This window comes from Kitasatospora sp. NPDC051164 (assembly GCF_044455625.1).
Lineage (GTDB): Bacteria > Actinomycetota > Actinomycetes > Streptomycetales > Streptomycetaceae > Kitasatospora.
Genome location: NZ_JBITFB010000014.1, coordinates 145497 through 170980 on the forward strand (window position 1 = coordinate 145497; position 25484 = coordinate 170980).

Here is a 25484-nt window from a genome sequence, read left to right on the forward strand (position 1 = left end):
CGCTCAGGCCCCAGTCGCCGGGGCCATGACCGGGCGCGTGCCCAAAGCTCCGCAGGCGCACGGCGGTGACCCGCCGTCCAGATGGGCGGGGAAGATCTGTGCCCACGCCAGCAGCGAGGCGGTCCACAGACTGCTCAGCAGTTCGTGCACTCCCTCCTCCGACGGCGTCCTGCCGGTGTCGCGGCGCAACAGGGCCCGGGCCAGGGCGTGGACGGCGATGTTCACCATCGACTCGCGTTCCGTGCAGCTCTGCCGGAGCGGGTTCTCACCCGCCAGGGAAAGGCACCGGTACGCCTCGGCGAGCTCCTCGCGAGCCGCTTCGTCTTCGGCGGCGTCCATGGCCGGCAGGATGTCCGCGGCCAGGTCGCCGAGGAACACAGCGGTATGAGCGCCGGCTCCACCGCCGGTGTGCAGGGCTCGGGCGTCGAAGGCGAGCAGGGCCCGCCGCAGAAGGTCTTCGAGAGCATGCGGGGCGGGGGCGGTCGTCACGGGGAAAGCGTACGGGCTGCGCTGTGCGGGCCGGGGCCTTCTCAGGTTGCTCACCCTCCCGAGTGCCGAGACCTGTACCGGCTGCAGTCCTTCCCGACGACTGATCCGCGACGGCAACAGCGCCACACAGGCACTCTTTTCCCGCGTCGCGTGACGAACAGCCCGCCATGCAGTTGAACCGGGGAGAGATCCACATCTTCGACACAGGCAGGCATGATGGGGAAAAGGGCGCAGCAGAAGCGGGCGGCCAAGCACGCGAAGCAGGCGAAGCAGCGCACGGCCGCAGCCTCGCGGAACACCGCCGTGTTCAACGCGCTGGCGGCGCAGATGCCACGTCTGACCTCCATGGACGACTACGGGCCGATGAGCACGCCGTGGGGTGACTTCACCGACTCCTTCGCGACGGTCGCCGAAGCGCTCGCAGCGGCGGAGGAAGCCGGCGGTCTGCTGTCGTGCTTCGCGTTCGACGACTCCGGTGAGTACGAGCGGGGCCTGCGCCGGGGCGAGGACGGCTGGCGGTACGAGGTGACGCTGTACCCGCGCGGCTACCTACGGGAGCTGGTGAAGACGTCCTGGCTGAGCGCCGAGGACCGGGACCAGGCCGTCGAGCAGCTGCGCCGGGCCTTGTCCGAGTACGTTCCCGCAGGGCTGCGCCGCCCCGACCTTGAGGTCGTACAGCGGCCGTCGACCACCAGCGTGCCCCGCGTCGGCTGGACACAGAGTGTGCCCGTGGCCGGGCTGGAGACCTGGGAGGACGTACGGCTTGCGGAGAAGGCCCTGCCGCTCTTCGCCCTTCCACCGCTCGCGGATGGCCCCGGCGGCGTCTGCGACCCTTTGCCGCAAGAGATCTTCGCCCTGTTCCAGGCACAAGGTCTGGACGCGCACAGCTGCGCCGGCTGCGGAATGCCGGTCACCAACCGGCACCCGCACTGGCCGGACGTGTGGGTCAGCGTGGAGAACGAGTTCGGGCCGTCCTGCGAACGCTCGCTCCTGACCGGCATGGACTCGCTGCAGAGGGTGCCGCACGTCGTCGACGCGGCCCAGGCGCGGCCCGCCAGACGGCTGACCGGCAAGGAACAGAAGGTCCAGTGCCGGCACTGCGCCGCGCATGTGACCGAGCAGCATCCCGACTGGCCCGGCGTGTGGACCGAGGCCGGCGGAGACAGTTCGCCGGTCTGCGCGGTGGTCGGCTCCGGATGCGGCGACGCGCGGTCCTACGACCTTGTCGACTGCGTCTATCCGCACATCCCGGCCGGCGCAGACAGCCCGGCCGCCGCAGCCATCGCCGCAGCCCAGGAGACGGGCTACTTCCACCAGCCCCGGCCCGTTCTGTTCTGACCCACAGCGCGCCAGGGCCCCGAAAGGGGCCTCGTGGATTGAGCCACCGCATGTGCGCGGGCATGTCCTGGTGACGTGCCCGCGCCATCAGTCCGGGCAGGATGCGAAGCAGCCGGAACCTAGACGTCCTCCGAGGTCATGTCGTCGCGAAGTCGCAGGAAGCGCACGGGGTGCCGGTACGTTCCCAGGTCCACGGCGGTATCGACATCGATCTCGGCGACGAGGTCGGGTACGACGGGCTGGAAGATGAGCGGCTCGGAGGCGCCCCACCCGGCGGAGAAGCGGCGGCCGTACCAGGGGTGCTCCTGGCCGGCGGGGCGCAGTGCGGCGGCGAGTTCGGCCGACGCGGGCCGGGACAGCGGTGTGGAGCGGGCGATCAGCTGGAGCCGGCCCGCGGGGTCGAGACGGCCGAGCAGGAGGCTCTTGGGCGCGTGAACGGCTCCGGTGACCGCTCCGATGATCCCCTCCGCCGTCGTGCGCGTCCGCAGCTTTTGCCACCCGCGCTCCCCGGGCCGGTACCGGGAGCCCGGGTCCTTGATCATGACGCCCTCGACGCCAGCCGTGCCCCAGGCCGGGTCCAGCCAGGACAATGCGGTCTCCCGGTTGGAGGTCTGCGGGCACAGGGCCCAGGGGGCGGCCAGCCGGCGCGAGGTGAAGAGGGCCTCGAGCGCAGCCCTGCGCCGGTGAAGGGGTTCGTTAAGCAGGACGGTCCCGTCGACTTCCAGGAGGTCGAAGACGATCAGGTGGGCGGGCTCCTGGCGGGCGGCGTGCTCCGCGGTGGCTCCCCGGCGGCGGGCTCGCCGCTGAAGGGCGGAGAAGTCGAGCCCGTGCTCGCTCCACACCACCAGCTCCGCGTCCAGGACTGCCTCGACACCCAGGGCGGCCGCGGCCCGGACGACCTCCGGGAATGCCGGCCCGAGGTTCGCGCCACGCCGGGACTGGATGTAGGGCGTCGGGCGGGCGAAGACGAGCGTGCGGTAACCGTCCGCCTTCTGTTCGAACAGCGGCGGCCTTGATCCGGCGCGCGGCAGCGCGGTCACGGAGCGGGCCAGCATGGGCTCGACGGGCGGCGAGAGGTGCACCCTCCACTCCTACGCGATCCGCCCCACGCCCGCCCTTCGGCCGGCGGCCGGGACTCGGTGCCGATACGGCCGGATGCGCCTGCTGCTGGCTCAGGCGTGGCTGAGGATGACCAGTAGCGCGGTGCCCTCGGCGAGCACCTGGACGGTGAGCGCCGCCTGCCGCATCCGTACGGCCGGCGCGGCCAGCGCGACAAGCAGCGCCACCGTGCCGACGCCCGCACTCCATTCGAACACCCAGCTGGGCAGGCCGGGGGTGCACTGCTCGCCGTAGGTCACGCACCGGGAGGCCTGCTCCGAGGCCAGCGTCAGGATCCCGCTCACCACGGCTGCCGGCACGAACAGGACTGCGGCCAGGGCGGCCCACCGTCGTGTGCGCTCCCTCGGCGACGGAGACTGCACAGGGCGAGCGGAAGCGGGTGCGGAGGCGTTCATGCCCCCATCCAATGTGGGCGGCCGGCGCCGCACAGCCGACCGGCTACTCAGATCTCGGGCGTCACGTACTCAGACATGTGGCCCGGCCCCCTCCGTGCGCCTCCCTCGCGGCGCCGGATGGCCGAACAGTGATGTCCGAAACTCGCATGTTCGAATTAATGTTCGATACAGTCGAGAGTGGCCGGATCATTTGGTACGGGTTTGGGGGTATCTGGGCGGAGGGTGTCATGCGAGGAGGCGTCCCACACCTACACGTCAGCAGTGGGTTTTCGGCCCGCTACGGCGCCTCGCACCCGCGCGACATCATCGCCCGAGCCGCCGAATGCGAGATCGGGACGGTGGCGTTGACCGACCGCGACATGGTCACCGGCACGGTTCGCTTCGCGAAGGCCGCCGCGGCCGCGGGAGTGAAGCCTGTGTTCGGCGTCGATCTCGGCGTCGCCGCCTATGTCCCACCGGCCGAGGTACGCCACCGGACCCCGGTACGCGGCGGCGCCCATGTCGCGGAGGCCGCCTTCCGGGCCACGTTCCTGGCCCGGGATGCGAGCGGGTGGGCGCGGCTGTGCCGGATGGTGTCCTGCGCGCACGCCGAGGCATTCCCCGCGGGCAGGCCACCGACAGCGTCGTGGGAGATGCTCGCCGAGCACGCCGGTGACGGCCTGACGGTGCTGCTCGGTCCCGCGTCGGAGCCCCTGCGCGCCCTTGCCGCCGGCCGCCCGGACGTTGCCGAACGACTCCTCGCCCCCTGGCGGCAGATCACCGGCGACGGACTGCGGCTGGAGATCGTGTGCTGGGGCCTGTCCGGCACCGGCCCGGGCTCTGTCCGCCTCGCCGCGCACACCCTGACGCTCGCCGACCGCCTTGCCGTCCCGGCCGTTCTGACCAACGCCGTCCGCTACGCCGACCCCGCCCAGCACCGGATCGCGGACGTGCTGGACGCGGCCCGGCTGCTGCGGCCCATCGACCGGCGGCGCCTGGACTGCGGTGAACGCTGGCTCAAGGACGGGCCCGCGATGACCGAGATCGCCGAGCGGGTGGCAGCCGCCGCCGGAGCGGGCCGGCGCCGCGCCGAGCGGCTGATCGCCGACACCTCCCTGGTCGCGGACGCGTGCGACGTCGATCCGGCCCGGGACCTGGGGCTCGGGGTGCCGCACTTCCCCGAACCCTCCGTGGTCGGCGCCGATCCGGGGCCGGACGGAGCCATGCGGCTGCTGCGGCAGCGGTGCGAGAGCGGCATGATCGCCCGCGGCCTCGACCGCGACCAGCGCGCAATGGACCAGCTCGACTACGAGCTCGGCATCATCGGCCGCCTGCACTTCGAGCCGTACTTCCTTGCCGTGGCCCAAGTCGTCTCCGACGTCCGGGACATGGGCATCCGGGTCGCAGCCCGCGGCTCCGGAGCCGGCTCCATGGTCAACCACAGCTTGTTCGTCGCCACCGCGAACCCGCTGACACACGGACTCCTGTTCGAACGGTTCCTGTCCGAGCGGCGGACGTCACTGCCGGACATCGACGTCGACGTCGAGTCCGCCCGCCGCCTGGAGGTCTACGACCGCATCATCGCCCGCTTCGGGCGCCAGAGGGTCGCGGTCACGGGCATGCCCGAGACCTACCGCGCCCGCCACGCCCTCAGGGATGCCGGCCTCGCGCTCGGGCTGGCGCCGGCCACCGTGGACCGGATCGCGAAATCCTTCCCCCACATCCGCGCCTGCGACATCCGCTCGGCCCTCACCGAACTCCCCGAGCTGCGGCAACTCGCCGCTGAGGCCGAGCAGTTCGGGCCGCTGTGGGAGCTCGCCGAAGGGTTGGACGCCCTGCCGCGCGGCATCGCCATGCACCCGTGCGGGGTGATCCTCTCCAACGTGAGCCTCCTGGACCGGCTGCCGGTGCAGCCCACACCCGGCGGTGAGTACCCGATGCTCCAAGCGGACAAAGAGGACGTCGAGGACATGGGCCTGCTCAAACTCGACGTCCTGGGCGTCCGGATGCAGTCCGCCATGGCCCACGCCGTGAAAGAGATCCACCGCACGACCGGCCGGGCGATCGATCTCGACAACGCCGACCACGTCCCGCTCGACGACCGGTTCGCTTTCGCGCTCATCCAGAACTCGGACACGGTCGGCATGTTCCAGCTCGAGTCACCCGGCCAGCAAGATCTCGTCGGCCGGCTCCAGCCCCGCGGCCCGCAGGACGTGATCGCGGACATCTCCCTGTTCCGCCCGGGTCCGGTACAGGGCGGCATGCCCGCCCTCTTCATCGCCGCCCGCCACGGCGCCGCACCCGTCTACCCGCACCCCGACCTGGAACCGGTCCTGCGCGACACGTACGGCGTGACGATCTGGCACGAGCAGATCATCGACATCCTGGCGGTCATGACCGGCTGCGACCGCGCGCTGGCCGAAGTAGCCCGCCGCGCGCTGAGCGACGAGCAGCGCCTGGTGAAGGTCGAGGGCTGGTTCCGGCAGCTCGCCGGAGCCCGCGGTTACAGCCCGACCGTGCTGGACGACGTCTGGGAGATCGTCTCGTCGTTCGGGGCCTACGGATTTTGTCGGGCGCACGCGGTGGCGTTCGCCGTGCCGGCGCTGCAGTCCGCGTGGCTCAAGGCCCATCACCCCGCCGCGCTGTACGCGGGGCTGTTGGAGCATGACCCGGGTATGTGGCCGGCCCGGGTGATCGTTGCCGACGCCCGCCGCCATGACGTCCCCGTCCTGCCCGTCGACGTCAACCTCTCGAAGCCGCAGTACACGGTCGAGCGGACCGCATCCGGCTGGGGGGTGCGGATCTCCCTCGCGTCGGTGCACGGCATCTCGGACGACGAGGTCGCGAGAATCGCCGAGGGCCAGCCCTTCACCTCCCTGCAGGATCTCTACGCCCGTGCTCACCCCAAGCTCCCGACCTTCGAGCGGCTCATCCGCATCGGCGCCCTCGACCCGCTCAAGGGAGAGTCGTCGCGGCGGGACCTGCTGCTGCAGGCGACGGAGCTCCACCGCCAGACCCGCAGCCGGCCGGGCGTCGGCCAGCTGCAGCTGGACACCCCGCTCGACGCCGCCGGCCCGTCCGGGCTGCGGGAGATGACCGCCCGCGAGCGCCTGGAGGCGGAACTCGGCGTCCTGAAGATCGACGTTTCGCGGCACCTGATGGAGGACCACCACCGGCTGCTGCGCGAGATCGGCGCCACCGACGCCAAGCACCTGCGTGTGATGCATCCCGGTCAGCGCGTCCTGGTCGCCGGTGTCCGAGCGTCCACCCAGACTCCGCCGATCGCGTCCGGGAAGCGCATCATCTTCGTCACCCTCGAAGACGGCTCCGGCCTCGTCGACCTCGCCTTCTTCGAGGACTCCCACGAACGGTGCGCGCACACGGTCTTCCACCACGGCCTGCTCCTGGTCAGGGGCAAGGTCGAAGCCCGCGGACCGAGGCGCACGGTGGTCGGCGAGATGGTCTGGGACCTCGACGAGCTCGCCGCTGCCCGCGCCACCCACGGGCCGCAAGCCGTCCTTGACCTCCTGGGCCAGGCCCCCGCGCCCACCCCCGCCCAGGCCGGCCCGTCGCGGACGATCCCCGTCGGTACTGCGGGCGCTGCCATGCACCCCTGGAGCGATCTTCAGCCCGCCGGAAGCCGATCAGCCGACCTCACCCGCTTCGGGCACAAGAGCCAAGGGAGCGCCGGATGACCCCTGCCAGGAACCCGCGGCCGCGCGCGATTCTGCGGATCCACTTCCATCCCGTGGAGCGAAACGAAGAGCTGTACGGACACCTGCTCACCGTGCTGGAGGGCATCAGCCCCCGCATCGAGCCGCTGCCCGCCGACTGGTCCGCTTACGTCGACCTCACCGGCGCCCTCACCTTCTGGGACCGCGATGTCGAAGGCCTCATCGCCGTGCTCCGCTTGCGCCTGCTCGCGCTCCATGGCGTCCAAAGCTCGGCCGGCGCCGGTCCCACGCGCGGCATCGCGGCGATGGCCGCGGACGCCACCCCGCCCGGCGCCGCCACGGTGGTCGTCGACGACCCGTATGAGATCGCTGCGTTCCTGCGCCCGAAGCCGGCCGCCGCCCTACCCGGCATCGGCCCAAAGACGGCCCGCACCCTGGCCCGCTACGGCATCACCACCGTCGCCGACATCGCCGACACCCGGCTCCCCACGCTCGCGCGAATCCTCGGCACCGGACCGGCCCGGCAAGCCCACGACTTCGCCCACGGCCGCGACGAGCGCCCCGTTGTCCCGGGCGCCACCCCCAAGACCATGAGCGCCGGACACCGGTTCGACGGCGACGAGCTCGACCCTGACCGGCACCACCGCACAGTCCTCGGCCTGGTCCAGGAGCTCGGCGCCCGGCTGCGCACGGCCGACGAGATCACCCAGGCCCTCACGCTCACCGTCACCTACGCCGACCGCACCCAGACCACCCGCACCCGCAGCCTCCCCGAACCGACCGCCCACACCCACGCCCTGGCGGCCGCCGCCCGCGACCTCCTCGCCGGCCTCGGTCTCCAACGCGCCCGGGTCCGCGCACTCGCCCTACGAGCGGAACGCCTTCGACCCGCCGAGTACGCCGTCCACCAGCTCACGCTCGACGATCGCGACGAGAAACGTCTCCGCCTTGAGGCTGCCCTCGACAGGGCGCGCCGTCGCTACGGTCCCGGCATCGCAGGGGCCGCATCGACCTTCGGGTGAGCCCCGGCTCCGAGTTCCCGGGCCGGGGCCGCAGACAAGGTCCGGTCTCAGCACCCGTACCGGTCGAGGACCTCACGGGTCGCCTGGTCCAGCGGCCCAAGCGGGTGGGTGCCGCCGTCCTCGGCCGGCCCCAGGCGCAGCGTCGTCTCTCCGCTGATGGGGGTGACGACGAGCACGCCGCCGTCCGCCGTGGCCTGGACCGCATCGTGCCGGTAGGGGGAGGCCGCGAGGCAGCCGTTCGCGTACTCCCGCTCGTAGCGTTCGTACGGGCCGGCGAAGTAGTAGCTCGCGACGGGCCCCTGCCCCTGCCACACCACGAGGGCGATCAGGCCAGCTGCGATGCCGGGCACCGCTGCGCCCAAGCCGGGCCCCTTGATCAGTTTCGGTCCGTACCGGATGACGAGCCCGATACCCGTGCAGGCGATGAGGCCAGCCGCCATGAACAGCAACAGGGCGTGGGACAGCAGGTCGGCCTCCTTCCCGAAGGTCAGCGGCAACCCCGTGCATGCGAGCACCAGCCAGCCCAGTCCGGCCAGGGTCACGCCCTGGTAGACGTTCAGCTTCGCTGGCCACTTCGCCCGGTCTGGCACCAGTTGCCGCTCGCGTCCCACCCAACGCCCGGCGCCGCGCAGCCGCCCCGGCTGCGGTGCGACGCCTGCGGCCCGGTGCTCGACGAGGAGAGCAAGGACTGTGTCCCCGAAGGCAACGGCTCGGGTATGCACCGCGAACCGGTCGCTCGACAACCGGGTGAACTCAGCCTCACGACCGGGCTGGATGCGCATTCCGCTGCCCTGGGGGAAGGCACGGTTGATCGGGTGACCCGGGTCGGGGAAACCGGGAAGCGTGGGCGCCGACCGGCCCCCACCGCCGACCAGATCGGCTACTGCATGGCCCGTCCGCTCGGGGATGAACGACTCGTACAGCCGGTCCACCTGCCGCTCGCCATGGAGGCTGGCCTGCAGGGCCTCGGCCTGCTCGAGAACCGCGGTGAGGAGAGGGTCGGTCGGGGCGCTGCGCATCTTCTCCAGCGCGGCGTCCCGGGGAATGGCCCGCCACACTCCGCCGAGCCCGTCCACCGTCCGGGCCTTCCACGCATCGCGGAAGTACGGCCAGATGCGGGCGACCGGCAGCCGCCGGGGCGGACGCCGGTCGCTCAGGTGGGCACGCAGCAGCATGCCCGCGCTGCGGAGATAGTCGGTCTCGGCCGCATAGGAGATCGCGACGGCGGTCGTCCGCTCTGTGCTCGGAGCGTCGTCCACGCGCTGGGCGGCTGCTCGGGCGGCGTCACCCTGGGCGCTCAACTCGGCGATGGCCCGATGCCAGTGGCTGCTCACCGGCCGCCCCCCTCTGTCCCCGGTCTGGTGTCGCCCTGAGGTTACCCGCACGGTCCGACACAGCAATCTCCCCGGCCAGGACCACCGGCCGGGGAGCTCGCACCCGCAGGGCTCAGGCCGCCACTGCGTGACGGGAGTCAGCCTGCTGCTGGTGGCTGGACCAGTTCAGGTCGACGTGGGTGGCACCCTCGCGGACCAGGATGGGTCCGTGCGTCCTCTCCAGCCGGCGGTACTCGTTGCCGCCCGAGTTCGGGTTCTTGTAGCCGGCCCACTTGCCCAAGTCGGCTTGTGTCAAAGCCACCCCCGCGGCCTGGTGGGCGACATAGATGCGCTCGGCCCGCTGCCGCTGGGACAGGTTCGGCGGCAGCACCGACAGGTCGATCTCGATACTCACCCGCTCTCGTGCATCCTCCTCTGCGTCCTCGTCCGGCAGGGTGTCGTGCTCCGGGTCCGGCTCGTCCTGGTCCAGGTCGGCCGTCTCCTCACCAGGCAGCAGCTCGTCCTCATCAGCCTGCTTCGCGGGCTCGCCCACCTTGGAAGCCTCGACAGGGTCTGCCGCACCCTCCCGCGACACCGGCTCAGCCTCGCCCGGCTGGCCTTCGGGCGCACGCTTCGCGGAGAGATCGCCGGATTCCGGCGCAGAACCTGTGACCTCGGGCTCCGGCTCCGGCTCCGGCTCCGGTTCGGGCACGGCCGCAGCCGCAGGCTCCGCCACCGGCTCCGGCTCCGGCTCCGGTTCGGGTGCCGCCGCTGCGGTAGGAGCCGCCGCCGGTTCGGGGGCCGGGCGCGGCTCAGGCACTGCGGCGGACGCCGGGGCCGCGGTCGCCTGTGCCGGTGCGGGTTCCTGCGGTACGGCGCCGGGTTCGGTGGCCGCGGCCGCCGGCGCTGCCGTCGTGGCCACCGCTGTGGGCGCAGGCTGCTCGGCCTTCTGGGCGGCCGGCTGCGCGGGACCGGCGGTCAGGGCGTTCATGGGCGCCGTGGTGACGGCCGGGGGCGCGGCGGTCTCGGCCCGCTCCACGGTCACCTCGGCCGTGGCGGGCGCAGCCGCAGAGGGGCGGGGGCGCTGGGAGCCGATCACGCGGACGTTGTCGACGGTCGCCAAGAGCTCGGCCCGCCACGCCTTCCACATCTTCACCGGCGCGCCGATCGGCCAGGGCAGCCACAGCAGCAGGCTGTAGTTGCGGTCATGGTCGGCCTTGCGGCGCTTCTGCCGGCCCATGATCACCTGCTCGATCTTGAAGAGCAGCATCTCGAGCAGTACCGCGTACACCAGCGGGGGGACCATCGCGAGGAAGGCGGAGCCGGCGCCCGCCTCGGGGGCGTGGAGCAGGTTCATCGCCGCCGACGCGGAGACGAACCCGAGCAGCAGGATCCGCGTGATCGCGCTGGAGCGCAGGGTCAGGGCCTCGAAGAAGCGGATCAGGCTGAGGCTGAGGGCGCTGGCGTCCAGGAGCAGCGCGAACCCTGTCGCGGCGTCCCAGTCGCCGCCGTTGTGGGCGTGGGCGTACTCGCGCTGCGCCCCGAAGCTCAGCCAGGCGGCGATGCCGGCGAGGACGAACATCATCAGGCAGCCGACGCCAAGCGCGATCACGGCGAGGCGGCGCTGCCAGGCGTTGCGGCGCTGGAGGGCGAGCTGGGCGCGCTCCTCGGCGGTGACGTGCTGCTCGGCGGCTCTGCGTCGGTTGCCGAGCACCATGGCGACGGTGGCCGCGGCGCCGATTCCGGCCACGGCGAGGCCGGCGGGCAGCGCCCACTGAACGATGCTCATCGGTGGCCTCCTTCCCTGGTGTGGCCCGCCGCGGTGGTGGGCCCGGCGGGCGGGACGGCGGCGTGCTGCCGGCGGCGGCTCATGTGCGCGGTCTCCTTCGTCGGACGGACGGCCGAAAGGGCCCCTCGCTCTCTACAGGTGTGATCGAGCGGTGCGGTGTGACACCGAAGGTCGGTGAATCTGAGACGCGTCATGAGGCCGCGGACCCCAAAGTGGGCTGGATCCTCTCGCCCTTGAGGAGCGTGCGCAGCAGGCCCACGGTCTCGGGCGAGGAGTCGACGCCTTCCTCGGCGTTGATCCGGGCCAGCTGGGCGGCGGCGCGCTCCAGGCCCTCACGGTCGCCCATCTCGTGGCAGATCGTGAAGAGGTCCCGGTAGAGCAGCTCGCTCTGGGAGTCGACGAGCATGCCTTTGGTGACGGCCTGGGCTGCCGCCCGGTAGTCGCGGATCTGGCGGCGGCGTTCAGCGAGTTCGTGGGCGACGTCGACGATCGCGCTGATCATCTCCTGGATGTCGGCCTCCGCCCAGCAGTACTTGGAGGGGTCGACATCCGCGAAGGGGCGGCCGCGTACGAGGGCCAGGGCGTTGGCGAGGGCGACGTCGGCGTCCTGCCCGTCGTGGTGCATGCCCTGCTGGTACAGCTCCTTGAAGCGGTCCCAGTCCGAGGTGACGGCGGGGCCGAGCCGGTAGACGCCTTCGGTGACCGCGGGAAGGTAGGCGCCCCGGGGGTCGTCGGCGGGCAGGTGGGGGTTGGGTCCGAGCCAGGAACGCAGCCGCGAGATCGCGGTGTTGCGGGTGCTGGAGGTCTTGCGCAGCCCGGGCCAGATCGCGTTGTCGAGGTCCTGGCGGCCCAGGCCCGGGTGCAGCACGAGCCAGGCGGCGATCTCCAGAAGGTGGTTGTGCCGGTTGCTGCCCACCCGGCCCTGCGCGCCGGCCAGTTTCACCGGGCCGAGCACCTGGACCTGGGGGCCTGCGGGCTCGGCCGGCGGGGTGGCCAGCGCGGCCAGGACGGTGGAGGTCGCGGCGCTGGGACGGGGAATGATCCGTGCTTCGGTCGCTGTCGCGGGTGCCGTGGCCTCGCCGAGCGCGGCCGCGGTCAGGCCGGCCTCGTCCTCGTCCTCGTCGCCCAGGGCTGAGCCGGACTGGTCCTCGTCGTCGTCGGCCAGGGCTGAGTCCGCTTCCTGCGTCTCCTCCTCGTCCGGGCCGTCGCCGAGCGCAGCGGAGGACAGTCCGGAGACGGCTTCCTCCTCGTCGGGCGGCGCCGGGGAGTCGTCCTTCTGCTCGCCGAGTACTTCGTCGAGGACCTTTTCGAAGTCCTGCACCGGCTCGGCGGTGTCCCACACCTCGGCACCCAGTGCGGACGCTTCCTCGGGGTCGCCGTCCTCAGCAGGCTCGCCCTCCTCCCAGTCGGTGGGCTCACCGGCGGCGTTGCTGTCGGTGTGCTCGTCGGGCTGGTCGTCGGGGGCGGGGGAGCCCGCGACTGCGGGGGACAGGGCGCTGCCGGCCTCCTCTTCCTCCCAGCTGTCGCCGTTTCCGCTCTGGGCGTCGTTGTCGATCAGGGCGGGGGAGAAGGCGGTGAAGGCCGGCAGAGCGGTTGCCAGGCCGCTGCCCTGTGCGGCGACCGTGGTGGTCACTGCAGGGGCGGCGGCGGTCTCCGGGGCGAGCGCGGAGTCCTCGCTGAGCGGAACGGTGGGGCGGGGGCCGTTGGTGTCGGCCGACCCGGTGTGCCCCGTCCAGGCCGGCGGGGGGACGTCGTCGGTGCGGCTGGAGGTGGCGATCAGCTGGACGAGCCGGTCGTAGGAGTCGTCGTCCAGGTGCTGGAGCTTGACCGCGAGGTCCAGGTCGGGCAGTTCGACGGTGGTGCCGGGCTGGGCGGGCAGCGTCCAGGCGCCGGGCAGGTCGAGTTCGCCGCCCGCGGCGGTGACGACCGCGACCGAGGTGCGGGGCCGGGAGGCGAGGAGGTCCTCAAGGTCGGCGACGGCCGGGCCGGTGGGCGGTGCGGTGGCGATGAGGATGCGGGGGATCCAGGTGTCGCCGCCGTCCTCGCCGAGCCGGGCGGCCCGCAGGTGGTCGTGGCCGCCGTCGGTGAGCGCCTGGCGCTGGAAGGCGTCGTGCGCCTGGAGTTCGGTGGCGGCCGGGGCGAGGTCTGCGTGGTGCTCGATCTGGTCGGGGTAGAGGTGGTGGAGGTCGCTGCCGGCGCCGGCGAGGACGATCTGCGTGTCGGGCGCCAGCTTGGAGGAGGCGAGTTCAACGGCAAGGGCGAGCATGACCGCGCGGACGTCGGCCGGGCTGCCAGCCAGGCGCAGCAGGCCGATGCTCTCCAGGTTGACCAGGACCGCGTCGCCGTCCTCGGTCTCGCCGAGGCTCACCAGGGCCGGGTAGGGCGCGGTGATGTCGGCGGCCTCGTCGTCGTCGAGGAGGTTCGCGCCTCGGGTGGGGCATGACCACAGGGTCGGGTTGTCCTCGTGCTCGGAGAACGGTTCCAGCGGCGGGGTGGCGGCGGCCAGGTGGAGCTCGACTCCGCGTGCGGTGATGCGCATCGCCTCGACTTCCGGCAGGGGCCGGCCGGCCTGGCGGCAGTTGGCAGCCAGGGTGCGCAGGGCGCGGTCGGCGAGCGCGGTGCCTGTGATGTCGGATGCGACGCGGAGCTGCTTTTCGAAGTCCGCGGTGGCACCGGAGGGCATGGGGATGCGCCGCTTGGGGCGCCGGCGGCGTTGCTGGCGCGCGCGACGGGTCGCGACGACCGCGAGGACGGCCGCCGCCAGGATGCTTCCCGCCGCGGCGATCGTCTGCACGCTCTGGTCACCGCTGTCGGAGGCCTCGGCGGTCTCGTGGTCCTGGGGCGCCTGGGTGGGCGTGCCGTGCTGCTCGCGATCGGGCGCGGAGGGCTGCTGGGTGGGGGTCTCCGGCCGGGCGGTCGGCTGCTGACCGTCCTGGGCGTCCTTGTCCGTGCCCTGGCCGGGGGTCTGGGCCGTCTCGCCCTTCTCCCCGTTCTCGGCGCCGGGGCCCGGCTTGTCCTGGGCAGGCGGCTGCGTCTGGTCGGAGCCGGGGCGGTCTTCGGCCTTGCCCTGGTCCTTGCCCTGGTCGGTGGGCTGCTCGCGCGGCGGCTGGGCCTCGTGCGGCTTTGAGTCGCTTTGGTCGCTGCCGGCCGCGGCGGGGATCTGCAGTTTCCAGCCGGGGTAGATCTCGTCGGGGTCGCCGAGGGCACGCCCATCGGCCTGCCTCACGCCCTTGTTCGCTTCGACGATCCGGGGATAGTCGTCGGCGTCGCCGAGCTCGTCCTCGGCGATGCCGGTCAGCGTTTCGCCCGCGCGGACGGTGTGGGTTTCGGCCGCGGCCTTGGAACCGGCGGTCTGCGGACGGACTCCGCCGTGATCGGAGGCGGGTGCGGCGTCGGCGGGAAGGCGCAGGGTCCATCCGGGCTGCAGGACGGTGGTGTCGGCGGTGACGAGGGAGCCGTCTGCCTGGCGTACGCCTTCGTTGGCGTCGACGATCCGGTGCCACTCGATTCCGGCACCCAGGCGCTTCTCCGCGATGTCCCAGAGCGTGTCGCCGTCCTGGACGTGGTGGACGGGGCCGTCCCAGGCCGCGGAAGAAGAGAACGCAGCCTTGGTTGCGGTGGCCGTTGTGGAGTGGGCGTCGGAGGCCACGCTGGCCGTGGCCACGGTGGCGGGGGCGGCGCTGGCGGGAGTTGCCATCGCGGTGCCCGCCGGCAGCAGGACGAGGATGCCGCCGACGAGCGCGCCAGCAAGCTGCTGGGATCCGCCCAGCAGGCGGATCCGGGGCGCCCGGACGTGGCGCAGCGCGGCGCCTGTCTCCAGGACGACCGAAGCCACGAAACTGAGCCAGCCGTACCAGCCGATGAGGGTGACGGCGCCCAGGAACAGCTGGCCGGAGTCGGGACTGGTGAGCGCGGCGGTGATCTCGCCGAAGCCGGGGACGTGGTCGGGCAGGACTCCGATGCCGAGCAGAACGGCGGGTACGCCGACCAGGAGCGCGACCAGGACCACCAAGGCGACGAGCGCACGGACCAGGGAGGAGGCGGTACTGCGGTTTCTCATGATCGTCACCCCTTGTAGACGAGGTTGGCGCTGCCGTGGCCGGTGACCGATCCGCTGGCCCCGGCGAGGAACACGGCGCTATACGACTCGGTCACGGTCACCTCCAGGGATCCGCCGTCCTCGCTCACGCTCACCGTGCCGCTGACCCCTGCGTGGCTGAGGTAGATCCGTGCCGCGGCGACGGCCGCGTTGCGGTCGACGGTGATGCCGTCGCCGGAGATCGCCTTGCTCGCATCGACGGCCTGTCCGCCAGCTCGCGCTGCCTCGTGTGCAACGCCCTCGGCGTGGGTGAGCGCTCGCAGTTTGCCGGCGCCGTCGTAGACGAGCGCGGCCACGGCGAAGAGCGCCACGATGGTCACGAGGGCGAACACGCTCATCGCGCCCCGGTCATTGCGCAGGGCGCGACGGATCCGGTGGGTGAGGGCGAAGCGGGCGGGTGGCATGGGGTGGTCCTGTCAGCCGCGCTGGCGGTAGGAGTCGATTGACGAGGTAAAGCTGCTGGTCAGAGTCTTGGATCCGGGCAGTCCGGGCAATCCGATATCCGAGAGGCGCACCACGCAGGTCACCGTGGCGGTGGTCGAGGCGGGCTCACCGATCTGCGCGGAGAACCCGCCGGTAGAGACGGATATTGAGGTGGACGTGCACTGCAGTCCTTGCTGGTCCAGCACGCTGCGTGCCATTTGCGATCCGGCGGAGCTGGCGGCACCGCCGGTGCGTTCCAGCGAGGCTGCGCGCGCTGCGTTGCGAGCCGCGGTGTCGACGGCGTTGCCGGCGGACCCGATCCGGCCGAACGCGATGACCAGCAGCAGCACCAGGATGAGGACGGGAAACAGGATGACCGCTTCCAGCGACAGGGCGCCGCGGTCGTCGCGGAGTCTTTCGGCGATGCTCACCGGGCCTCCGTGATGCGCTCGGCGGCTGCGTCGGCATGCTGGTCGATCTTTAGCTTCAGGCCGGGGATCATCGTGTCGACGTAGCCGGTGACACGGATGGTCACCGTCGCTCCCTTGCTCCCGCTCACCGACGTGCCGGAGATGCTGCCGCCGGCCCGGGAGAGGAACTCCCGGGCCTCGGCGGTGCCGGTCCCTGCAGACGCTCCTCGTACGCGGGCGGACTCAACCCCCAGCTGTGCGGCGGACATCGCCACGTTGCGCGCGTGCCACCACAGGCCGACGTGCACGACCATCAGGATGATCAGCAGCACGGCTGGGAAGACGATGAGCATTTCCAGGGACACGGCTCCGCGGTCCCGCGCGTCGCGCTCGGCGAGCGCGCGGGACCGACGGCGGAGAGCCCGGCGAGGTCGGATCACTTGATCTCTTTCGCCTTCTCGTTGACCTTGGTGAGGATGACGCCGGCGGCGATCGCGGCGACGACGACGAGGCCCGCGACGATCATCATCGTCTCGATCGAGATCGCGCCTCGGTCGTCGCGGACGTTGCGCAGCCGCTCGATCCGGGCGCTGAAGAAGGTCTTCAGGAAGGTGAGGTTGGGGTCGTTGCCCATCGTGGATTTCCTTGTCTCTGTAGGGAGTTAGCTGGCCATGATCCGCGCGATCGCGGGATAGCCGATGTATACGGTCATGATCAGGACGAGCATCGCGACAGGCATCACCATTTTTTCGGAGGCCATGTTGGCCTGGGCCTTCGCGGTGGTGACCAGGGCGCCGGAGAGCGACTTGGCCTGCGCGCCGAGGGTGTCGCCGACGGCCGCGCCTTCCTCACCGGCGATCGCGATGATGTCGGCCGGCGCTCCGAGTTCGGGGACGTCAAGTTCGAGTGAGAGCCGCTTGAGGCCCTCCCACGGGCTGATGCCTTCGAGTTCGGCGCGGGTGATGGTGTCCCGGATCTTCGCGAAGACCCAGCCTTCGCCGACGTCCGCAGCCCGTTTCAGGGCCTGGGTGGGGGCGGCGTCAGCGGCGCGTTCGAGCTGGACGAGCCGCAGGTATGCCTTGACGGCGTACCGGAAGTCGTCCTTGGCTTCCACGGCCTGCTGCTTGAGCTGCAGGTCCGGCAGGAGCCAGAAGACGATCGCGAGGCCGAGGCCCGCCATCGCCGGGATCGCCACGGGGAAGGGGTAGCCGGCCAGGTTGGCCAGGCCCACCACCAGGACAGGCAGCAACAGTCCGTACAACGCGAGGCCGATCTTGCGCCCGAGGTGCGCGGCGGGGGACCGGCCGACGAGCTCCAGCTGCTGGCGGGGCAGGCGCAGCGTGCCTTCGCCGACGGTACGCAGCAGGAAGGCACCGGCCTTCTCCATGAGGGAGTTGGGCTGGCTGTCTCGGTTACGGTCGAGGTTCTCGAGCCGGGTGGCATCCATCCGGGCCAGAACGTCGCCGAGGTCGGGCCGCCCGGGCAGGATGCCGCGGGCGGCGATGACCAGGCCGAGGCCGGTGACGGCGCCGCCGACGATGGCATAGGGGGAGAAGATCACGGCGTCTCCTTGGCGATCTGGCCGCCGGAGCGGTCGGCCGGCGACAGGAACCGGGGCGCGGGTTCGAGGATCGCCATGCGTCGCATCCAGATCTTGACCAGGACGAAGGCGACGGCGACGAAGGCCAGGACGAGATGCCCGGCAAGGGTGTCGTAGGGCTCGACATAGGCGCCAGAGAACGCGGTGACTCCGAAGATCGCCAGGCAGAAAATGGTCACCCAGCGGTCGTTGGTACGGGGCTTTTGCCGGTCGGCCTCGACCTCACGCCGTGAGAGCACTTCGTGCTGGAGGGCTTCGGCAAGTTCACGCAGAGCCTTGCTCAGCCCGCTGCCCCGGTCCTCGACGTGCAGGATCAGTAGAGCGGCGACCTCGTCGACCATCGCGTCGTTCAGCTCGTCGGCGAAGGCCCGGTAGGCGTCCTGGGGCACCCATCCGGCCTGCTGGCGTGAGACGAGGAGGCGGACCTCCTCGCGGATGGCGCCGGGGACGGTCTCCAGGCTGCGCTGGATAGTGGCCTCCAGGCTGACGCCGACGGTGTGGATGTCCGACATGCGCCGCACCCACTCCTCGATCGCCTCCAGCTTGTCGATCTGCGACTTGCCGGAGCCGGAGGTGTTCAGCAACCAGGGCAGGCCGATGACGACGGCGACCGTGACCAGGCCGCCCATCAGCCAGCCGGTGAACAGCCACACGCCGAGGCCCGCCACCGCAGAGCCGGCCAGGCGTGTCTGGCCCCGGGCCCACCAGGAGGTCGGCGTACGGGCGTCCTTGACGAAAACGGCCCGGACCTTGCGCTCAAGCCGGCTGCGGCGGCGCACCGTCGTCGAAGGTGCCCAGCCGATGCCGCCGGCGACCGCCAGGGCGAGTCCGCCGACGGCGGCGAGACCGCCGAGCGCGGCGAGCAGGGAGTTGAGGGTGAGCATCACAGCGGCATCACCGATTCCAGCGGCGCGCCCCAGCTGCCCCACGGCCGCTGCATGACGGTGCGGTCCAGGCCGGCCCGCACGAGGTCTTCCAGGTTGCTTTGGGAGATGTTCCCGTGGGGCACGGCCCTCGGCTCCCGGCGCCCGTCCTGCTCGCGGGGAGCGAAGACCATCTGGTGGGAGGGGCGACCGCCCTCGCCGATGCCGGTGATCTCCATGACGTGGCTGACGAAGCGGTGCTTACGTCCCGGCTTGCCGCGCTGGTCGACGAGCTCGGTCTCGTCGACCAGCCGTACGTAGACGACGAAGTCGACGGCTTGGGCGATGAGCCGGTAGGCCAGCGCCTCGGTCATCCCGATGCCGGCCTCCAGACACAGGGTGGCCAGGCGCTCGATCGACAGCTGGGGGCTGCGGGCGTGCAGGGTGGCCATCGACCCGCCCTCGCCCTCGTTCATCGCGTGCAGCATCGGCACGACCTCTTTGGAGCGGACCTCGCCGACGATCACGCGCCGCAGCGACATACGCAGGAGCTGCGGGAAGAGGTCGGACAGGGACAGCTCGCCCTGGAGCTTGCCGTCAGCCCCGCGCTCACCGTTGGACTCCCGCCCTTCGTAGGCGACGACCTCCGGACCCTCGGGGTCCTCGTGGAGATGGAGCTCGTACTCCGACTCCAGCGTGCCCACGCGCTCGGTGCTCGGGATCTCCCGGGCCATGGCGCGCAGCAGGGACGTTTTTCCCACGCCTTGGGAGCCGACCACGATGATGTTCTTGCGGCCCTTGACCGCGGCGGTCAGGAAGTGCGCGAGCGAGGCGTCGATCGTGCCCCATCGCACCATGTCGTTCAGGCCTTGCCCCCGGGTGCGGTGGCGTCGGATGACGATGCTCGGCCGCGGCGTGACGTACGCAGACGCCGCCAGACGCGATCCGTCGGCCAGACGGAGGTTCAGGTTCGGCGTGGCCGGCGTCAGCGCCCGCTCGCCCTGACCCTGCATGCGGGCCAGGTGGTTGATGAGGTTGATCAGGTCGCGGTCGGTCTTTGCGATCGGGTCCCAGGTGCGTGTAGGACGGTCGGCGTAGTCGACGCGCACCTTGTCGCCGTAGATGATGATGTTCTCGACGTGCGGGTCGTCCAGGAGAGGCTGGAGACGGCCGGCGCGGAACAACTCGTCGAAGACCGCCTCGCGTACTGCACGCTCCTGCTGGGGCGTCAGATCCGATCCGCTGGCCGCGTACTTCGTCGCCCATTCCGAGACGACCTGCCTGATGATCGACTGTCCGCGCTGCCGGCGGTCCTGCTCGGTCATGGACGCGTCGGCACCGGCGGCCTCGCCGATCTTCATGCTGGCCTGTGAACGCAGCTCGGCGAGAACCTCGTGACCGACCGGGAGCGCGGCCGGCACCGTGGTGTCGGGAACCCGGACGAGGCCCTGAGGGAGGCCGGCCGGAGACACCTGCGCGGGCACGGGCCGGAGAACCGGCGCCTCCTGCGTGGTGCTCTCCTTGAGTGCCTGGGCGAAGAGGGCGGTGTAGTCGTGGGCCGTGGTCTCCGGCCTGGTGTCGGTCATGATGCCCTCCCGGTGACCGTCTGCATTCCGGCCGGCTGCAGCTGCACGCGCCGCCTGGTCACCAGCTCATTGATCGTTTGGTGGGCCGTGCGCGCGGACCGCAGAAGGGTGCGCGGCATCTTCTTGTAAGCCCCGTGCGTGAAGACGTCGGCGCTGTCGGGGTCCCACGCGAGCATGCCGACCACTGGTGCCATCAAGTGCTGCTGTACCTGGCTTGAGTTGAAGGAACCCTCCTCGATCAGCAGCAGCCCGAGTGCGTCGGAGCCCGTGCCGTGGTGCGCGAGTTCCTCCCTCAGGACCCGCACGGCGGGCGCGGCGGCCGCGATCGAGGCCTGGGTGGTGCGGACGACCATGAGGACGGCGTCGGCGCGGTGCAGCAGCGGCGTTGGGTAGCGGGTGGTGGAAAGCCGGGTCTCGGACTCGGTGAGGATGCGGCCCGCGTCGACGATCACGTCGTGGCCGGTCTGGTCCATCACGCCGAGCAGCCGGGAGATGGGTTCCCAGGTGCGGCTGAGTGATGCCGCCTGCGTGGGGTCCGTCAGTCCTGGCAGGAGCATCCGCTGGCCGGTGTTGTCGCGGTCCAGGCTGACGAAGTGCTGGGAGAACTCCCGCGCAAGGGTGCCCTGGCGGTCTGCGGCCGCCAGCCGGTGCAGTCCGGTGGCTGCGTTGCCTTCTCCGCCCAGGTAGCCGGCGCGGATCGTGCCGCCGGCGGGGTCGGCCTCGACCAGCAAGGAAGGCTTCGGTGAGGAGAGGGCGAGCGCGAGTGCCGAGCAGGTGACGCCGCTGGACTTTCCCGACACCAGTGCGATGACCGCCATCAGCTTGTCGCCTTCAGCACGATGGCAACGTTTCCGCCGGCAGCCCAGGCAGCAAGCGACGTGCTGTTCACCTCGGCCGCGGCAACGTCGACGACCACGGCGCCGTTGGCGTCGGGCGCGCCGACGCGGGACACGACGGCAGGAAGGCTGTCCGGGGTGGAGCCTGCCTTGGTGGAGGAGGCTGAGGCGCTGCCGTCCTGAGGGGTGTGGACGATGGTGACCGCATCGCCGGTGTGCAGCGTCTGGATGGGCAACTGGCCGGGCTTGGCAAGGATGCCCACCACGGACTTGCCCTTGGTCACACTGGATTCGGCGCTCACGGAGTCCTCAGTGACCAGCGCACCGCTCGGCAGGTCGGCTGCGGCCGGCTTGCCGATGATGTCGGATGCGCGGGAAGCGGGCAGCGAGCGCAGCTGGGTGTCGTGGGATATCTCGGTGGCCACCAGATCCGACGCCTTGATGTTCTCGCCCGCCGCGATGGGGTGCCGGGTGGCAACGACAGAGACCTTGTCGCCGGCTTCGTTGACCATCCACACCGACACCAGCGCGCCCACAGCGGCCAGCGCCAGGCCGGCGCCGACGACCACCGGACGTCGTCGACGGCGCGGGGCGTCGTTGGTAATCGGCAGCAGCACAGGAGCGGAGCCCGGCTCGGACGGTGCCGTCGGCTGCTTGGTTCGCGGCATTGTGATGGTCTTCCTTGCGCTAGTTGACAACCTGCAGCTCGCCGACGCGCGCTGTGGTGTTGGACGTACGGATCTCGTCGGGCAGCGTCCCGCTTGCACCGTTCGACGCCTGCCAGGTGACTTCCCAGGAGCTGGTCGCGGTGATGGTGAACTTCCCGCCCGACTGGCCGGCGGAGACCTTGGTGTAGCGGTAGCCGCAGTCCGGCGAGGTCTTGTCCCCGAAGGTCTTGGAGTACTTCGTGCCTGCGGTCGTGCAGGTGACCGCGCCGCCGTCTCCCATGGAGTAGGTGATCTTGGTGACGCGGGCTGTGGCCGTCACCGACAACCCGGGAACCGCGGCCGTCGCGCTGTTGGGACCCCAGGTGGTGTCGCTCTTGTTGTTCCACAGCCAGACGGGCATGCCGACGAGACCAGGGGCGTCCGGACCCGGCGAGCTGCCGATGTTCGCGCCCAGCAGCGTCATCTTGTCCCGGGCCTGACGCGCCAGCACTTCGGGGTCGGGGAGAACGGTGGCGGGCGGCGTGGTCAGCCAGACGATGCCGCCGACGTCGTTGACGATGCAGTCCCTCACGTAGAAGGCGCCGGGACCCGAGGTGTCCGCCCCGTTCATGTCGGTGTGACCCGGGCCGGACGGCGGCTGGGGATTCGCGAGCTCGTAGAAGCAGCGGTCGGCCGGGTTGTACCCGGGCATGCAGGGGATCTCGGTGTCGTCGGTGAGCTTGCACATGCCGTTTCCGCCGCTGCCTCCTTCGCCCCCGCCGCCTCCTCCGCCGGTGCCGCCTCCTCCGCCCCCACCGGGCTTTCCGGGCGTTCCGACGTCGACGCACACGTCCACGTCGGAGCAGTGGCCGGCGCCCTCCGCGTACGCGAGGCCGGCCGGCATCAGAGCGGTCAGTACCGCAACGAGGCTCAGCACGCGGGCAGAACGGATCAGCAGCCCTTCGTGCGGTCGGCTGTGATCTTCGTGACGAGCCATGTGTCGCCCTCCAGCGTGGCTTGGGACGTGACGGGGTACTTCAGACGCTGCTCCGCGAGCTTGAGCTCCTTGCCGGAGTCCTTGTAGACGGGCTTCCAGCTGGTCGCGTCGAAGCAGTCGGTGACCGTTGCGGTCTTGCCCTTGGTGTCGACGGCGGTGACCTGAGGCTTCATCTCAGGACGGCCGGTGAACTTGATGCCCATCGACTCGTTGCGCAGGACCGACTTCTTGAGGTCGGTGGCGGCATCGCCCCTGGCGTACTTGGCCAGTTCCTCGGTGTGCAGATCTCCGTCCGCGGCCATCTTGATCTGGACCTCGCGCATGTTCGTGTACGCGGAGAGGACCTTGTCCTTCGCTGCCTGGTCCGGATCGTTGGACGGCGTCGAGGAGGCGGTGGCGGAGGGCGAGGAAGCCGTCTTCTTGGGTGTGTCGGAGCCACAGCCGGCAAGAGCGCCGGCTGCGACGGTGCACATGAGGACGGCACCTGCGAGTCGCAGGACATGGGTGCGGTGGTGGGTGGTCGAAGCCATCGACAGATCCCCTTCAGGAGTCGGGTGCGGGCGCTGGCGCGCGCTCAGGGCGGACAAAACGCGGCGAGGTGAGTCCTCTACCGCGCTTCGCCGGCTCTGGAGGTGCACGCCAGGCCAGGACCCGGCGAGCCTACGGCCACGGCACAAGGCCAATGCCTGGCTCCCAGCCGCGGCGGGGGCGTCGTGCCGTCGGTGAGCCACCGGTGACGAGGTGCCAGCATGTGAAGAGGGCCGCTTCGCACCGAAGCCTGGATGGTCGACTCGGTCATCCACCCGGTTCCCGACCGGTGGTCGGCCGGCCGTAGCAGTGATGCGGACCCATAGGGCACGAGTCCAGTTTGTAGATGTCGCAACGCGATTTCCCCCTCGCGGTCACGGACGCCGCGTCTCCCACAACGCGATCAGCCCGAGCTTGATTCTGGCCAGAAAGATCAGAAGCAGCCAGGCCCGGTTTTTTCCGGTAGCCGCACTTCCGGTATATGCCTCTGGCGCGGGCAATTTGAAAAGGCTGTGGCCAGGGCTTCAGGGCTTGATCAGCAGGGCCGGTCCCGATGCGCGCAGGGCGTTCCGGGCGGCCTCCTGGTCGGTACCGGTGATGGCGTTAAGTCGACGTTCCACGAAGGGTGTGGAGGGGTGGTCCTTGCCGTAGACGGATTGCAGCAGCGCCAGGAGGACCGTTCCGGTCCTGACGGCCTCGGGCGCGTTGGTGACGGTGAGCCAGGAGGCGGCGCCGTTGCGGGCCTGCTGGCGGATCTGGCGGTGGTTGGCGTGCAGAACCTGCTGCCACGCCGCGGCGGTGTACACCGAGACCTCGGTGGCCATGGCGGAATACCCGGAAAGTTGAGCGCAGAAGGCGACGAGTTCGAGGGCGTGGAGGGTGTAGTTGTGCAGGGGGCCGTGGCTCTCGGCGAGTTCCTCGCTGATGGTCCGAGCGGCCGTCAGGGCCTCCTCGTGCTGGCCGGCGCGGAGGGTGTGGCGGAGGTCCTCGATGCGGGGGGCGAGGAACTCAGGGACGGCGGCGGGGACCGGCAAGGCGAGGCCTGCGGGGCTCATGAACTCTCCCTGGATCGAGGCGGCTTCGAGCGGATGCCGCCGCCGGGGGGCCGGCGGCGGCATCCGGAATCGAGTCCAGCAACAGCGTGCTGCTCGACCGCGCACGTCAACGGGCGTGGGAGGGCCCTCGGTGCCTGGGTGGGCGCTCCCCCGTGCGTGCACGGCGCGCCGACGTCGGTAGTTGACCGCCCTGAGGAGCGCGGGGCAAGCCCCTGGGCTGCGCGAGCGGTTCATATTTCAATGATCGGAACGAAGTGGGCCGCGCTGTTTCACCAGCCGGAATTGGCGAGGTGCGGCCGCCGGCGCAGAGCTCAGGGCGCGAGCGGGCCGACCGACGAGCGGTCCCAGGCGATGCGTGCCGCGTGGTCCATCAGCTCCAGCAGGTCCGGCGCGGCGGTGTCCTGGTCGAGGTGGCGGTATTCCGTGCTGAGGGTGATCGCGAGCCGCTCGGGAAGACCGAGGCCGGGGTAGCGGTCTTCCTTGATCAGGATGCGGGCCGCCTCGATGGCGGTCCGGCCCTGGCCGTGCATCACGTACGCCTGGTCCGAGAGGTCGTCGAGGTAGGCGACGTAGGTCCGCAGGTCGTCGGGGGTCATCAGCGGTCCGTGGCCGGGGACGATCCATTCGGGGTCGAGGTCCAGGATCCGCAGGCAGGCGGCGGCGACGCGATCCAGGGGGCCGGCCCAGTGGGAGGGATGGTCTCCCGCGAAGACGATGTCGCCGGCGAAGACCACGCGTTGCTCGGGCAGATGGACGATGAGGTCGCCGACGGTGTGGGCGGGGCCGACCTCGTGCAGCTCCGCGGGTATCTGGCCGACTGCGAGATCGTGGCGTCCGGTGAACGTCGCGGTCGGCGGGAGGACCTGTATGCCCGCGAAGTCGAACTTGCCGAAGTGCTGGCGGAAGTACCAGCCGAGGGGCTGACCGGGGTCGGTGTCGTGGGTGAGAGCCTGCAGCTGCTGCGGCTTCGGCTCCAGGCACTGGTGCTCAAGTGCGGCGTGCGTGGCGAAGACCTCGGCGCCGGGAAGCTGCTGAAGACCCCAGGTGTGGTCACCGTTGGCGTGGGTGACGGCGACCCGGTCCAGCGGGACGCAGGGGCCCGCCGCCGTACGGACCGCGGCGAGGAAGACGTCGGTCAGGGCGGGCGTGTAGGGCGTGTCGATGACGAGGGCCTGGCCCCCGGAGACGACGAGACCGCAGTTGGCCAGGCCCCAGGTCGCTTCGTGGCCGGGCTGCCAGGCGAAGACGCCGGGCGCGATCTGCTTCAGGTCAGTGGTAGCCATGGGCATGCATTGTGCGGGCCGCGGCCGCCCGGACGAAAT

The 25484-nt window shown here is 71.1% G+C and carries 22 protein-coding genes; 3 read left to right on the forward strand and 19 right to left on the reverse strand.

The features are described 5' to 3' along the window. Nucleotides 1-3: 3 nt before the first annotated feature. A complete protein-coding gene (locus ACIBEC_RS22075; RefSeq protein ID WP_396288536.1) occupies nt 4-489 on the reverse strand; it encodes a hypothetical protein in 486 nt (161 codons plus the stop codon). 213 nt (nt 490-702) lie between these two features. Between ACIBEC_RS22075 and ACIBEC_RS22080 the strand changes: the two genes are divergently transcribed. Then, on the forward strand, nt 703-1827 hold the full coding sequence (locus tag ACIBEC_RS22080) for a hypothetical protein (protein ID WP_396288538.1): 1125 nt from the start codon (nt 703-705) through the stop codon (nt 1825-1827). Between the two features lie 119 nt (nt 1828-1946). On the opposite strand, the gene ACIBEC_RS22085 is transcribed toward ACIBEC_RS22080, so the two are convergent. Continuing rightward, nucleotides 1947-2909 (reverse strand): ATP-dependent DNA ligase, encoded by a 963-nt coding sequence (locus ACIBEC_RS22085; RefSeq protein ID WP_396288540.1) that lies wholly within the window; start codon nt 2907-2909, stop codon nt 1947-1949. A 90-nt stretch (nt 2910-2999) separates the two neighbouring features. Beyond that, on the reverse strand, nt 3000-3245 hold the full coding sequence (locus ACIBEC_RS22090; RefSeq protein ID WP_396288542.1) for a hypothetical protein: 246 nt from the start codon (nt 3243-3245) through the stop codon (nt 3000-3002). A 323-nt stretch (nt 3246-3568) separates the two neighbouring features. Between ACIBEC_RS22090 and ACIBEC_RS22095 the strand changes: the two genes are divergently transcribed. Together ACIBEC_RS22095 and ACIBEC_RS22100 are read left to right on the forward strand one after the other, a co-directional pair. Beyond that, complete coding sequence (locus ACIBEC_RS22095; protein ID WP_396288544.1) at nt 3569-7015, forward strand: DNA polymerase III subunit alpha; 3447 nt, start codon at nt 3569-3571, stop codon at nt 7013-7015. Nucleotides 7016-7068: 53 nt separating this feature from the next. Then, complete coding sequence (locus ACIBEC_RS22100) at nt 7069-8016, forward strand: helix-hairpin-helix domain-containing protein (RefSeq protein WP_396288546.1); 948 nt, start codon at nt 7069-7071, stop codon at nt 8014-8016. A gap of 47 nt (nt 8017-8063) precedes the next feature. Here ACIBEC_RS22100 and ACIBEC_RS22105 read toward each other — a convergent pair whose 3' ends face one another. The 16 genes from ACIBEC_RS22105 to ACIBEC_RS22180 all read right to left on the reverse strand — a co-directional run bounded on the left by ACIBEC_RS22105 (nt 8064) and on the right by ACIBEC_RS22180 (nt 25445). After that, nucleotides 8064-9350 carry a hypothetical protein gene (locus ACIBEC_RS22105; RefSeq protein WP_396288548.1) on the reverse strand — a complete coding sequence of 429 codons (1287 nt, stop codon included), beginning with the start codon at nt 9348-9350 and terminating at the stop codon, nt 8064-8066. A 112-nt stretch (nt 9351-9462) separates the two neighbouring features. Next, entirely contained in the window at nt 9463-11118 is a 1656-nt protein-coding gene (locus ACIBEC_RS22110) for a DUF2637 domain-containing protein (protein WP_396288549.1), read from the reverse strand. Between the two features lie 190 nt (nt 11119-11308). Then, the gene (locus ACIBEC_RS22115; RefSeq protein ID WP_396288551.1) at nt 11309-15178 is read right to left on the reverse strand and encodes a LysM peptidoglycan-binding domain-containing protein; all 3870 of its coding nucleotides are present in this window, start codon (nt 15176-15178) and stop codon (nt 11309-11311) included. A gap of 5 nt (nt 15179-15183) precedes the next feature. Then, nucleotides 15184-15621 carry a hypothetical protein gene (locus tag ACIBEC_RS22120; RefSeq protein WP_396288553.1) on the reverse strand — a complete coding sequence of 146 codons (438 nt, stop codon included), beginning with the start codon at nt 15619-15621 and terminating at the stop codon, nt 15184-15186. Between the two features lie 12 nt (nt 15622-15633). Next, nucleotides 15634-16071: a TadE/TadG family type IV pilus assembly protein gene (locus ACIBEC_RS22125; protein ID WP_190148972.1), complete on the reverse strand. Its 438-nt coding sequence runs from the start codon at nt 16069-16071 to the stop codon at nt 15634-15636. Then, a complete protein-coding gene (locus ACIBEC_RS22130; protein ID WP_396288555.1) occupies nt 16068-16415 on the reverse strand; it encodes a TadE family protein in 348 nt (115 codons plus the stop codon). Before ACIBEC_RS22130 ends, ACIBEC_RS22125 begins: the two co-directional genes overlap by 4 nt. 71 nt (nt 16416-16486) lie before the next feature. After that, on the reverse strand, nt 16487-16684 hold the full coding sequence (locus ACIBEC_RS22135) for a hypothetical protein (protein ID WP_385849268.1): 198 nt from the start codon (nt 16682-16684) through the stop codon (nt 16487-16489). A 27-nt stretch (nt 16685-16711) separates the two neighbouring features. Beyond that, entirely contained in the window at nt 16712-17611 is a 900-nt protein-coding gene (locus tag ACIBEC_RS22140; protein WP_396288557.1) for a type II secretion system F family protein, read from the reverse strand. Next, entirely contained in the window at nt 17608-18534 is a 927-nt protein-coding gene (locus ACIBEC_RS22145) for a type II secretion system F family protein (protein WP_396288558.1), read from the reverse strand. The genes ACIBEC_RS22140 and ACIBEC_RS22145 overlap by 4 nt, the downstream gene beginning before the upstream one ends. Then, on the reverse strand, nt 18534-20099 hold the full coding sequence (locus ACIBEC_RS22150) for a CpaF family protein (RefSeq protein WP_396288560.1): 1566 nt from the start codon (nt 20097-20099) through the stop codon (nt 18534-18536). Before ACIBEC_RS22150 ends, ACIBEC_RS22145 begins: the two co-directional genes overlap by 1 nt. After that, the gene (locus ACIBEC_RS22155; protein WP_396288562.1) at nt 20096-20917 is read right to left on the reverse strand and encodes a hypothetical protein; all 822 of its coding nucleotides are present in this window, start codon (nt 20915-20917) and stop codon (nt 20096-20098) included. Before ACIBEC_RS22155 ends, ACIBEC_RS22150 begins: the two co-directional genes overlap by 4 nt. Beyond that, complete coding sequence (locus ACIBEC_RS22160; protein WP_396288563.1) at nt 20917-21603, reverse strand: flagella basal body P-ring formation protein FlgA; 687 nt, start codon at nt 21601-21603, stop codon at nt 20917-20919. Before ACIBEC_RS22160 ends, ACIBEC_RS22155 begins: the two co-directional genes overlap by 1 nt. A gap of 19 nt (nt 21604-21622) precedes the next feature. Continuing rightward, nucleotides 21623-22519, reverse strand: coding sequence for an ATP/GTP-binding protein (locus ACIBEC_RS22165; RefSeq protein WP_396288564.1), 897 nt, complete (start codon nt 22517-22519; stop codon nt 21623-21625). A 14-nt stretch (nt 22520-22533) separates the two neighbouring features. After that, nucleotides 22534-23109: a hypothetical protein gene (locus tag ACIBEC_RS22170; protein WP_396288565.1), complete on the reverse strand. Its 576-nt coding sequence runs from the start codon at nt 23107-23109 to the stop codon at nt 22534-22536. Nucleotides 23110-23631: 522 nt separating this feature from the next. Further along, a complete protein-coding gene (locus ACIBEC_RS22175) occupies nt 23632-24162 on the reverse strand; it encodes a hypothetical protein (RefSeq protein WP_396288567.1) in 531 nt (176 codons plus the stop codon). 311 nt (nt 24163-24473) lie between these two features. Next, entirely contained in the window at nt 24474-25445 is a 972-nt protein-coding gene (locus tag ACIBEC_RS22180) for an MBL fold metallo-hydrolase (protein ID WP_396288569.1), read from the reverse strand. Nucleotides 25446-25484: the final 39 nt, after the last annotated feature.